The following is a 12,354-nucleotide window of genomic DNA, read 5'->3' as shown; positions in this document are numbered from 1 at the left end:
CATTTCACCAAAATCTTCTTCGAGCATCTCTCGTGTATAGAGCATTGACGGATCTTTAGGTCCGCCCGAAGTAAACCGCAATTGATCTGGCGTAAAAGCTTCGAGTATGAGTTTACCACCCGGTTTCAAGGCACGCGAGAGCTTGCGGTGAATTTCGGCTCTGACAGATGGAGGGAAATGAGCATAAATGAGTGCGATGACATCGTATTCTTCTTCGGGAATTTGAATTTCGGTCAGATCACCGTGAATGGTATCGATCTCAACATTTTTGCGATTAGCTAGTTCTGTGGCTTTTTCCAGTGCACGTTCGCTGTAGTCGATTGCAGTTGCGTGCCAGCCTTCTCCTGCTGCAAATACAGCGTTTCTTCCTTCGCCATCGGCAGGGAGGAGGATTTTGCCGGGTTTCAAAACGGCTAGTTGTTCTTCTAAAAATTCATTGGGCGATTCACCATAACGGTACGAATCATCTTTGTACATCTCGTTCCAAAATTCTGCTTTCATGCTGCAAAGGAAATATGTTTATACAACTAATTGTGTGATGAAAGTAACTTAAGGTTTAATGTTTAACGTTTATAGGTTTAGTTTAAAACTGATAACTGCGAGGTTATTGATCATCGTCATCTTCGTTTTCTTCAACCATTTCTCTATAGTTGTATTCCCAGGATGCCATTTCTCTTCGTTGTAGCCTGCGAATTCTCATGCGCATGTTTTTGCGTTGTTCTCTACGCAAGCCCACAACAAGGGAGTATCCCATTACGAGCAGGAGCATGGCAAATGGGAGGGAAGCGAGCATCACAGCTGTTTGCAGGGTAACGAGTCCGCCACCTATGAGCAATGTTGCTGCAAGAGCACCTTCAGCGAGTGCCCAAAAGATACGTTGCCCAACCGGTGCATCGAGTTTACCGCCTGATGTAATGGAGTCAATTACAAGAGATCCACTATCTGAACTGGTAACGAAAAACCCAATGATCAGCAGGACGCCAATAAAACTCATGACTTTGCTCAATGGGTATTCACCCAATAATGAAAACAGGGCAGTTGATATGTTTTGGTCTACGGCTTCACCAATTGGTGCGAGTCCGTTGAGCTCGAGGTAAATGGCTGATGAGCCAAAAACGGTAAACCAAAAGAATGAAAAAGCGGTTGGCAAAAGTACAACGCTTACCAAAAACTCGCGAATGGTACGTCCTTTTGAAACACGGGCGATGAAAATCCCCACAAACGGACTCCAGGCAATCCACCATGCCCAGTAAAAAATTGTCCAGTTATTTTGCCAGGCTGTTTCGCTGTAAACCTCAGTGTAAGAACTTATTTCAAGTAGGTTTTGGAAATAGAGTCCCACATTTTCAATGAATGAATCCAGGATGTAAACAGTTGGACCAAGTATAAGCATACCAAAAAGGAAGATCACGGATATGCGAATATTGGCTTCACTCAAAACCCGCACACCTTTATCTAACCCGAGAATAACTGATGTTGTAGCAGCCAGCGTTACGAGCGTGATGATGATTACCTGGGCTCTGACCGTGTCCTCAGTTCCAAACAGAAAACTGATACCGGAGCTGAGCTGTTGAGCACCAAATCCGAGTGTTGTTGCTAGACCAAAAATACAGGCGATAACTGCGAGGATATCCACTACATCACCGATGGGACCGTAAATTTTGCGTTTGAGTATGGGGGCAAAAAGTGATCTGACCGATAATGGAAGCTTTCTGTTGAAAGTAAAGAAGGCGAGTGAAAGGGCTACCATTCCGTAAACACCCCACGGGTGTACTCCGTAGTGGAGGAACGTAAACTGGAATGCCTGTTCTGCGGCTTTCACTTCAGAACCGACCGGCTTTGGTGGTGCAATGGTGTGTTGGATGGGCTCGGCCACGCCAAAATATACCAGTCCGATTCCCATTCCAGCAGAAAAGAGCATGGAATACCACGAGAAATTGGAGAACTCCGGTGTGGCTGTTGGTCCGCCCAGCCTGATTTTCCCGAGTTTCCCAAACGCGATGACCAGCGCCATAATGACCATGGTGTTCATCACGATAACGAAAAACCAACCAACGTTGTCGTAAAGGGCAGTTTGCCATTCTTGAAATAGTTGCTCAACGGGATCGCCCACGTATAAGGTGATGGTAACGAACAGAATGATGATCAGAGCCGAGGGTATGAAAACCGGTGTGTGAAAATCGAAATACTTATTTTTTGCCATGAGGGCGAAAATAAGAAGAAGAGAGAGGTGCTGGTAATATTTCGTGCAGAAAGTTGTTTTTTGAAGCTTTGAAAGTATTTGAATTGAAAATTACTTAAACGTAATAGATCTTCAAATGTGATTTACTTTTACTTTGGTTTTCATCACCTTTTCATTGAAGATCATCAAATACCTAATTGTTGGTATTGCCTGCTTTAGGTCTCAGAAATACTTTTGCTGCCAACATTTATTAAGATTAAATCTAAATAGTTTTATGAACATTCAAAAAGTAATCGCTATTTCGCTTTTGGCAACAGTTGGCTTTGCCTCTTGTAACAAGGATGATGACGATGATAACAATACATCACCTTCAATTCCCAACAGCTACACATCAAATAATTTTGACGTTAATGCAGCCTCACAAATAGAACTTGGAGATCAACTCGAAGCTCTCGCCTCTAAAATCGGTGAAGGTGATGACGGTTCAAAACTTGATCAGAGTGAAGTTGACGCTCTTTTCACTTCAGATATAGATGGTGCGGGAACCTTTAATTACACTAACTTCATCGAATCTGACGTACTTCCATTAGTAGGACCAGAAAGTGGTCAACAATGGGATGTTGTAGCTAATCCAGATAGTGGTGGAGGTGTTTTTGCCGGTCGCTTCCTGTCTTATACTGGCCTTGAACACAAACAGCTCGTAGAAAAAGCTTATTTCATGGGCGGGCATTACATCCAGGCTTACGCAATTGCATACGATGATAACTTTTCATCTGCTGATGTAGATAAACTCCTCGCTCTTTATGGAACAAATCCTGAGTTTCCAATGGGTGCTAGCAATGCTGAGGTTGCTGATCGTTTTAGCGCCAAGTACGCTGCTCGTAGAACACCTGAAACTGGCGGGTTTTACCTGGATGCTCGCAAGGCTCTGATCATTGCAAAATATCACCTTGATAATGGTGCCTCTCCAGAATCATTTGAAGTACGTGATCAAATTGATAATTTCTTTGCTGCATGGGAAAAAAGTATCGCTGCTACGGCTATTAATTACATGTATTCAACACTGGACGTTATCACTAAATCAAATCCAACCGATGAGGAGTTAGCTGATGCACTCCACGCTCACAGTGAGGCAGTTGCTTTTATCCTCGGGGCATATCAACTACCCTCAAGTGAGTATTTAATCGCAAGTGATAGTCAGCTCGAATCTGTATTATCTCTATTGAAGTTCAACGACATCAATTACGATAATTCAAATGCATATTTATTCGCTTCAGAACCAAATGATCATTATCTCGATATTTCAATCGCGATGGATCAGTTACAGGAAACCTATAATTTCACTGATGACCAAATGGAGTCTTTCAAGATCAATTGGGTGAATGAAGATAACAGATAGTTCAATATTCAATTTTAGACAGATTTCCCTTTGTGGTTTGATTGATTTCAAATCACAAAGGGTTTCGTATTTTATTTAGGTATGAATAGATTGATTTTAGTAATAGGTGCAGTATTTACTTTAGGTTTAGTTTCATGTGATAACGATGATGACACTGATGACACAACTCAGGCATATGATCGTGGACCCATGCTCGAAAATTATTCGCAAAATATCATTCTACCCCGGTTACAGGATTTTCATGAAAAAACAGCTAGTTTGCACGAATCTGTTGAAGCGTTAAAGCAAAAAACGAACTCTCAAAATCTAGCAGAGGCGAGAGAGAGCTGGAAGCAGGCTTACCAGAGCTTTCAATATTGCAATGCTTTCAATTTTGGTCCCGGAGATCAAATTGATGGTACTTTTCTCGAAAAACTGGGCACTTTTCCGCCCGATACGACTCAAATTGAGACGTACATCAGCCAAAACGATACCACTTTCAATAACTTCAACCGCAACACCAGGGGCTTTACAGCACTTGATTACATGCTTTTCAATCGTGATGAAAATGCAACAGTTCAATACCTCAATGGTCAGAACCGAATGAACTATGTGCTTGCAGTTTCGCGCAGAATCAAAACGGTTACCGATAAAATACTTGCCGACTGGCAGCAGTACGCGTCATCATTTGAAAGTAATCTCAATGTAGAGGCCGGTTCGCCAACTTCTTTATTCTACAATAGCTTTGTGAAAAGCTATGAGGCTGTAAAGAATTTCAAAACAGGACTACCACTCGGTAAACGTCCCGGCCAACAAGCTGCTGAACCGTACCAGACTCAGGCTTACTTTAGCGGATACAGCAATGAACTCATGCAGGCTCACCTGGAATCGATTTACCAGTTGTACGAGGGTATCGGTGTTGATGGCTCTGACCGTGAAGGACTGGCAGATTTTGTGGAATCGACTTACGGAGGCCAAAGTTTAGCTGCTGATACCAGAGAACAGTGGAACAGTGTGACTGATGCTTTTGAAAATTTACCGCAAAAGCCAATTCATGAACTGGTTTTGGAGAATCAAACGGAGATGGATGATTACTACACTGAATTGAGCAAACAAACGCGTTTTTTCAAAAGTGATATGTCTTCAAAGCTCGGCATTTCAATAACCTACGATAGCGGTGACGGGGATTAAGAAATCAATACAAAAATCAATTTTTCAGCGGGTATCGGTATATCCGCTGGTTACGCTGCGCGTTCTTTTTGGTGCAGTGATGATTTTTAGTACCATTCGTTTTTGGTTTCAGGGATGGATTGAAGATCATTACATCAACCCGCAATTTCATTTTCATTATTTCGGTTTTGAGTGGGTAGAACCATTAGCTCCATGGGCCATGTATGCCATTCATGGAGTCATGATCCTCGTATCTTTAGGCATTATGCTGGGAGCTTTTTACAGATTGAGCGCGCTGGTTTTCTTTGTACTCTTTACTTATACCGAATTGATTGATCTCACTTACTACCTCAATCACTACTACTTTATGAGTCTGCTCGCTATGCTCTTGATTTTCTTACCCGCACATCGCCAACTTTCATTTGATGTGAAGTGGGGGATAACCAAAGCTACTCGATACGTTGAAAATTGGAACGTACTGGCGCCTCAGTTACTCGTTGGAATCGTCTATTTCTATGCCGGAATCGCCAAAATCAATGAAGCGTGGTTGTTTGAAGCTATGCCGCTCAAAATCTGGTTGCCGGCTCATTCGCACACTCCTTTAATCGGGCAGTTTTTAGGTCTTGAAATCACGGCATACCTCTTTTCATGGGCCGGCATGCTCTACGATGTATCAGTTCCGTTTTTACTACTTTCAAAAAAGCTGAGGCCATATGTTTACTGGGTAATTGTAGCTTTTCACAGCATGACGAGCTACTTTTTTGAAATCGGTGTTTTTCCGCTCGCTATGACCGGTGTTGTGCTTATCTTTTGGAGTGGAAAGTGGCACGAAAAACTCTGGCATAAATTGTCAAATTTAGTTCGTTTTGCATGGTCTCCATCAGTTAATTTTAACGGTCAGAGCCGAACAGCCCGCAAACTTGTACTTTATAGTCTGGCTGTTTTTTTCGCCTTTCAATTGCTATTCCCATTTCGATATTTGCTGTATCCAGGCAACCTGTTTTGGAACGAACAGGGATATCGCTTTTCCTGGCGTGTGATGCTGGTAGAAAAAGCCGGAACAGCCACTTTTTATGTAAAGGATGGAGAAAACGGCAGAGAAGGCGAAGTGGTGAACAGTGAGTTTCTCAATCCGCACCAGGAGAAACAAATGGCTTTCCAGCCAGATATGATTTTGCAATTTGCCCATTATCTCGAAAGCTACTACAGGGATAAAGGATTTGAAGATCCCATTGTTCGCTGTGAGTCGTGGGTTACGATGAACGGTGAACGAAGCGAGCTAATTGTCGATCCACACAGGGATCTGACCGAAATAGAAGATTCATTTAAACACAAAAACTGGATTGTACCGCACGATGCTGAGAATACTGCTTTTGCTCATCGCTAGTATTGTTTGTGCCTCATCCTGGGCGCAGCACGAGCTTCGGTTGACAGTTCGCGGATCTGAATCTGTGGAGCTAAACGGTGAGGTTTATTTGCCTTCGCAGGAGAGTTTTGTGCCCCTTAAAAAGGGAAAGGTTACAATTGAGTTTGGTGATGAAGGGAAATATCCGGTCGTGGTTTATGTGGAAGGTTACAAGTCTCTTTCAAAAGAAGTAAACGTGAAGGGCTCATTAACCAAAGTAGCGGTTAAGTTGGAGCGATTAAACATCAACCTCAAAGAAGTTACGGTTCGTGGCGGAGATTCATCGAGTACCGGAATTCAACGATTAAATGCTGTAGATGGCGTGGCTATTTATGCTGCCAAGAAAAACGAGGTGTTAGTACCGGCTGATATGGCGGCAAATAAAGCGGTTAACAACGCGAGGCAGGTTTTTTCGAAAGTCCCCGGTCTAAATATTTGGGAAAGTGGAGATGCTGGTGTGCAGCTCGATATTGGAGCAAGAGGTTTGAGTCCCAGTAGAACCTCAAACTTTAATGTGCGCCAAAACGGTTATGACATCAGTGCAGATGCGCTGGGTTATCCTGAAAGTTATTACACTCCGCCAACAGAAGCAGTTGAACGTATTGAAGTTGTTCGTGGAGCAGCGGGCTTGCAATACGGAACTCAGTTTGGAGGGATGCTCAATTTTGTAATGAATGGAGCTCCAGCTAAAAGTGGTTTTGAAGTGGAATCGAGGCAGACTTTAGGCTCATTTGGTCTTTTCAACTCATTTAACAGCATCGGTTACCGAAAAGGAAAAACAGGTGTTTATGGATTTTACCAACATAAACAGACAAACGGTTGGCGACCTAACTCACAGGTTGATCAAAACACAGGGTATTTACAAATTGAACACGATTTCAATGAAAAGCTGAGTCTGCGTGCTGAGTACACTTACATGCACTACCTCTCTCAACTGCCTGGCGGACTCACCGATGATGAGTTTGAGCGTGACCCTTCTCAAAGCAAACGCGAACGAAACTGGTTCAGAGTAAAGTGGAACTTAGCTTCGCTATCTGCAGATTATAAAATCAGCGATAAATGGCGGTTGAATTCACGTTTTTTTGGTTTGATGGCCAGCAGAGAGGCACTGGGAAATTTAGAGCGCATCAACCGGATTGACAACGGAGAAGAACGCACATTGATTTACGGAGGATTTCAAAACATAGGCAACGAAACAAGAGTTTTGAGACGCTATAACTTTTTGGGGAATCCGGCCAATCTATTGATCGGTACAAGGCTTTATGCCGGTTTTACTGAGAGTAGGCAGGGAGAGGCCAGTAACGGATCTGACCATGATTTTACCTACAACAACCCTGATGATTTAGAGGGATCAGATTATGACTTTCCCAGCAGGAATGCAGCAGTTTTTGCTGAGAATATTTTCAGGATAACAGATAAATTGAGTATTACTCCGGGCGTTCGGTTTGAGTACATCAATACCAGGGCTGATGGTTGGTACAAGGAATCAGCATATAACTCTGCCGGTGAACTAGTTGCTTCTCAAAAAGTGGAGGAGGAAAAGGAACTCAATCGTGCATTTGTTTTGGGCGGATTGGGAGTTTCTCAAAAACTAAAGAACAAAACTGAGCTCTACGCTAATTTTTCACAAAACTACAGGGCGATAACCTTCAATGATATAAGAGTTGATAACCCCAATTTCGTGATAGATCCCAACATCACTGATGAGAGAGGGTTTAATTTCGATCTAGGTTACCGCGGAAAACCAACATCTTATCTCACTTTTGACATCGGTTTGTTTTATTTGTCTTACAACAACCGCATTGGATTTCTTACAATTATCGACAGTACAACCTACCTCGAAAAGCGACTCCGCACCAATGTTGGTGATAGCCGATCGTATGGGGTAGAGAGTTTTGTTGAGATTGACTGGTTTGATCTGTTTCGGTCAGAGCCGATTGAAAGCCAGTTGCGCACTTTCGTGAATTTCTCTTACTTGCAGGCTGAGTATGTGAGCAGCGAAGATAATCTGGTTGAAGGTAAAGAGGTTGAATTAGTGCCACCGATGACGTTGAAAACCGGAATCACTTACCAGCGAAAAGATTTTAAGATCAGTTATCAATTCAGCTATAACGATGCTCAATTCACCGATGCTTACAATACTCAGGAACCCGTGCCAACAGCTATAGCAGGTGAAATCCCGGCCTACTGGGTTTCAGATTTATCTTTAGGATACAAATACAAATGGCTTGTTACCGAGGCCGGAGTGAACAACTTATTCAACAATCAGTATTTCACCAGGAGAGCAACCGGTTATCCCGGACCGGGAGTGATTCCGGCAAAGCCTCGAAATTTCTATTTTACACTTGGAGTGAAGTTTTAAAGGGTAAGGCTTCATTCGTATCTCATAATGTGAAAGTAGAAAACCGGTAGAGTGAGGAGTTATAGCTGTAATGGAATTAACTCTTATAGCTCATCAAATATTCACCAGCAGTCATAACGGGAAGTAGCGCTTTTTTAAAATCTTTGGCATTTCTTGAAATGATGATATCACAGTCTGAGTCAACAGCACTGAAATACTGTAAAGCATCTTCAAAGTCTTTAAATGATGAGTTTAAGCCTTTTTCAATAATCTGTTCATCAAGATTACATAACTCACAGATGATTTTAAACTTTCTCAGTTTTTCCTGAGCGATTTTGGCCGACTCAAACTTTGTGATAAAATAATTTACTGTTGCAAATGAGATTGGCGAGGCTACCAGTGTAATTAATTCTTTATCTGCAAGTGTAGCCAATTTTGCTATAGAGTCATAATAAGGGTCGCGTTCACCAAGTAGGTCTAGAATAACATTAGTGTCAAGAAATAGTCTCATCTATTTGTATTTCTTTAGTAGTTGCTCAGTGTACTTTTCTTTTATGTCAATATCAGTTGGAATTTTAGTTCCGGTAGACATACTTTTAACAAAAGGAGATATTTCTAAATCGTGTCCTTTATTATCAGACATAAGTGACTGTAAATAAGATTCTACAATTTTCGATAAACTGATCTTCTTTTGAGAAGCATATTTTTTAGCTTCCTCAATTATATCCTTGTTTAGTTTCAATGTGAGCTTTGTGTCCATATCTATTTAAAATATACGTGTAAAAATATAAAAAATATACGTATTGTAAGAATTGCTGCTTATAAAATCATCAAGTATCACCCTTCAATCATTTCGATCAGATCCTCTAAATCCCCCAGTTTGTTGGCCTCAGCGGGCTTTTTGTCGTAGCGGATGCGGTTGATGCGCGGAAAACGCAAAGCCACTCCAGATTTGTGCCTTGAGGACCGGGCAATGCCTTCAAAGGCGATTTCAAAAACCATTTCGGGCTGAACGCTCCGTACCGGACCAAAACGCTCGATGGTATTATGCTTGACAAAGCGATCTACTTCACGCATTTCTTTATCGGTAAGACCGGAATAAGCCTTGGTAAACGGTATTAGCTCGTTTCCTTTCCACACAGCAAAAGTGTAATCAGAGTAGAGATTAGCGCGTCTGCCGTGTCCGCGCATGGCGTAGATCATTACACCATCGATCAATAATGGATCCACTTTCCATTTCCACCAGTCACCCTTTTTGCGACCCACCAGGTAAGGCGATTTCTTTTGCTTGAGCATTATGCCTTCAGCTTTTACTTCGCGGGAATTTTCCTGCAGTTTTTGAAGTTTTTTCCAGGAATTAAATTCGATGAGTTCTGACAATTGAATAACTGGTGAATTCAGTTCTTTAACCAGCTTTTCCAGTTTTGCTCTTCTTTCAGAAAAGGGAGTCTGTCGAAGATCTTCACCGTTGAGTTCCAATAGATCATAAGCCATTAAAATAACGGGTGCTTTTTCAAGTGTCTTTTTTCCCACTTTCTTTCGTCCGATCCGAGTTTGCAAAACCTGAAAGGGGAGAGGCTCGCCATCTCTGAAAGGCAAAATTTCACCATCGAGCACAAAGTCATGTTGTGATTGATGTATGCCGCTATTTTCATCGGTAAACTCGGGAAAGCGTTCAGTGATGAGCTCTTCACCCCGAGACCACAAATGCACAGTTCCTTCGCGTTGAATGAGCTGACCTCTAATCCCATCCCATTTGTATTCGGCACTCCAGTCGGCTGTGTTACCGAGCTTTTCAGCTTCTTTATCTAACTGATAGGCCAGGTAAAATGGATATGGTTTGGATAGATCTTCCTCAGCATCTTTTTCGACTAACAACTTTTGGAAACTGGTTTCTTCCGGTTTCCAGTTTCCCATGAGTCGGTGCGCTACCATGTTTTCATCTTCGTTGAGGTGTTTGCTGAGTGCTCTGACCATTAATTTTTGTGAGACTCCCATGCGAAAACCGCCAGTGAGAAGCTTATTGAAAACGAATCGCTCGTGTTTACTGATCGATAGCCAGGCTTCATTAATAGCTGCTTTCTTATCTTCATCGGGTTTATCTTTGAGATTTTTTAAGAAAGCCATCCAATCGGCAAGTGAGCGATCAGACCCGGAATCATCAGCCGGTAGTACGGAGGCAATCGTTTCGGCCAAATCGCCCACTACGTGATAAGAATCCTCAAAAAGCCACAACGGAATACCCGCCAGCTCAGCCGCCCACTCGCGCAGTTGATTGGTTCTGACCGATCTTTTGGGACGCTTACCGGCCAACAGTGCCACAGCCCACAACTTGTCACAATCTGGAGCTTCGTCTAAAAACCTAACAAGAGCTTCTATTTTTTTTAAGGTGGAATTTGTTTGATCGATGGTCAAAAAAAGATGGGTGAAATACCTCATTTTTCGCCTCCATCTTCTTTTTCATCTACCATTTCCCCGGTGTAGAGAGTTTTTTCCTGAACGGCATTGTAACCCTGATCGTTGAGCCATTTGGTGAAGATGTCGGTATATCCGTGGGTTGTAATGATGTTTTCAGGCTGTGAAAGTTGAATCGTCTCATTCAGTTCTTTCCAGTCGGCATGGTCAGATAAGATGAATCCCCGATCAGCTGCGCGTCTCCTCCTGGCTCCGCGCAAAGCCATCCAACCCGAGGCGATTCCCAGGGAGTAAGGCTTTAATTTTTTCGACCAGGAGGAATTGATAGCGGATGGCGGAGCAATGATCAACGCATTTTTCAGTTCAGCTTTTTTTGTTTCTGATGTGATTCGTTGGGAGCTGAGATCAAAATTGGTTTGTGGTTGCAGTATTTCATTGCTGTTGAAAATAGCTCCGTGTGTGTAAACAGGGCCAATTTCGCGGTTGATGTGTCTGAAGATTCGCTGTGCTTTTCCCAGTGAATAAGCCATGAGCAATGAAGCTTTTCCTTCTCGTGCGTTGCTTTGCCACCATTGGTTGATCTCGTCAAAAACACTGTCTTGATCGGGCCAGTTGAACACGGGTAATCCAAAAGTACACTCGGTAATCATGGTGTTGCATTTTACCGGTTCAAAAGCTTCGGCTACTCCGTCATCTGCCAATTTGTAATCGCCAGTCACCAACCAAACTTCACCTTTATATTCCACACGAATTTGCGCTGATCCGGTGATGTGTCCGGCAGGGTGAAAAGAAACTTTGACTCCGTTTATCGAAAGTATTTCATTGTACTCAACAGTTTCCAGCTTGATGTTGTCTCCTAATCGGTAGCGCATAATCGCCTTTGACCCTTTAGTGGCGAGGTAATGGTCAGAGCCAAACCGGGCGTGATCAGCATGGGCGTGTGTGATCAGCGCTTTTTTTACCGGTCGCCACGGGTCGATGTAGAAATCACCTTTGGGGCAAAAAATTCCATTATCATTGAATTTGAGCAAAGGTTTTTGTGACATATCAATTGAACAGTAGAAGATGATTTAGGTTTATAGGAGTGGGGTCGAAAAATTTTGCGACCCCACAGATAATCCCCCCTACAACAGACCAAACCAATCACCAAATTTTCACTCTACAATTTCACGATAATCTAAGATTTAGCAAATCTTATGCTAGTTCATGACTATAAACAGATTAAGGTAACTTGAGTTGATTAAATAAAATCAAAACAAACAAATTTGATAATTTTTAAAATATTTTGTAAAATAGCTTTAATCTTAAAATAAATAAAAATGAAAATTTTACTTGTTATCTCATTTTTCGGATTTCTTTTTTGTGAAAACCAACTTTGGTCACAATGTGCAAACGATGCTAATATCTATAGTTTTACTTATAATAATACTGATTATGAAGTTGTAAAAGAAATGAAAAATTGG

General features: G+C 42.2%; 10 protein-coding genes. 4 read left to right on the top strand and 6 right to left on the bottom strand.

Annotation, left to right across the window (positions count from 1 at the left end):
• A partial coding sequence (locus RI557_RS10305) for a class I SAM-dependent methyltransferase (protein WP_310683629.1) occupies positions 1-501 on the bottom strand: 501 nt, incomplete at its 3' end.
• Between the two features lie 103 nt (positions 502-604).
• Complete coding sequence (locus RI557_RS10300) at positions 605-2,203, bottom strand: BCCT family transporter (RefSeq protein WP_310669090.1); 1,599 nt, start codon at positions 2,201-2,203, stop codon at positions 605-607.
• Positions 2,204-2,456: 253 nt separating this feature from the next.
• Between RI557_RS10300 and RI557_RS10295 the strand changes: the two genes are divergently transcribed.
• From RI557_RS10295 to RI557_RS10280, 4 genes are all read left to right on the top strand, one after another.
• On the top strand, positions 2,457-3,581 hold the full coding sequence (locus RI557_RS10295; RefSeq protein ID WP_310683627.1) for a hypothetical protein: 1,125 nt from the start codon (positions 2,457-2,459) through the stop codon (positions 3,579-3,581).
• Between the two features lie 81 nt (positions 3,582-3,662).
• Complete coding sequence (locus RI557_RS10290) at positions 3,663-4,751, top strand: imelysin family protein (protein ID WP_310683625.1); 1,089 nt, start codon at positions 3,663-3,665, stop codon at positions 4,749-4,751.
• Complete coding sequence (locus tag RI557_RS10285; RefSeq protein ID WP_310669047.1) at positions 4,738-6,117, top strand: HTTM domain-containing protein; 1,380 nt, start codon at positions 4,738-4,740, stop codon at positions 6,115-6,117. The genes RI557_RS10290 and RI557_RS10285 overlap by 14 nt, the downstream gene beginning before the upstream one ends.
• Positions 6,086-8,497: a TonB-dependent receptor gene (locus RI557_RS10280; RefSeq protein ID WP_310669048.1), complete on the top strand. Its 2,412-nt coding sequence runs from the start codon at positions 6,086-6,088 to the stop codon at positions 8,495-8,497. Before RI557_RS10285 ends, RI557_RS10280 begins: the two co-directional genes overlap by 32 nt.
• Positions 8,498-8,573: 76 nt before the next feature.
• Here the strand turns inward: RI557_RS10280 and RI557_RS10275 are convergent, their stop codons facing one another.
• The 4 genes from RI557_RS10275 to RI557_RS10260 all read right to left on the bottom strand — a co-directional run bounded on the left by RI557_RS10275 (position 8,574) and on the right by RI557_RS10260 (position 11,937).
• Complete coding sequence (locus tag RI557_RS10275) at positions 8,574-8,987, bottom strand: PIN domain-containing protein (RefSeq protein ID WP_310669049.1); 414 nt, start codon at positions 8,985-8,987, stop codon at positions 8,574-8,576.
• Complete coding sequence (locus RI557_RS10270; RefSeq protein ID WP_310669050.1) at positions 8,988-9,236, bottom strand: DUF6364 family protein; 249 nt, start codon at positions 9,234-9,236, stop codon at positions 8,988-8,990.
• Between the two features lie 77 nt (positions 9,237-9,313).
• A complete protein-coding gene (locus RI557_RS10265) occupies positions 9,314-10,915 on the bottom strand; it encodes an ATP-dependent DNA ligase (protein ID WP_310669051.1) in 1,602 nt (533 codons plus the stop codon).
• Positions 10,912-11,937, bottom strand: a complete 1,026-nt coding sequence (locus tag RI557_RS10260) for a ligase-associated DNA damage response exonuclease (protein WP_310683623.1) — start codon at positions 11,935-11,937, stop codon at positions 10,912-10,914. The genes RI557_RS10265 and RI557_RS10260 overlap by 4 nt, the downstream gene beginning before the upstream one ends.
• Positions 11,938-12,354 lie beyond the last annotated feature (417 nt).

Origin of the sequence: Salibacter sp. (genome assembly GCF_031581065.1) — a bacterium.
GTDB lineage: Bacteria > Bacteroidota > Bacteroidia > Flavobacteriales_G > Salibacteraceae > Salibacter.
The sequence above is the reverse complement of the archived record's forward strand: the minus strand, read 5'-3'. Positions and strand labels throughout refer to the sequence as shown.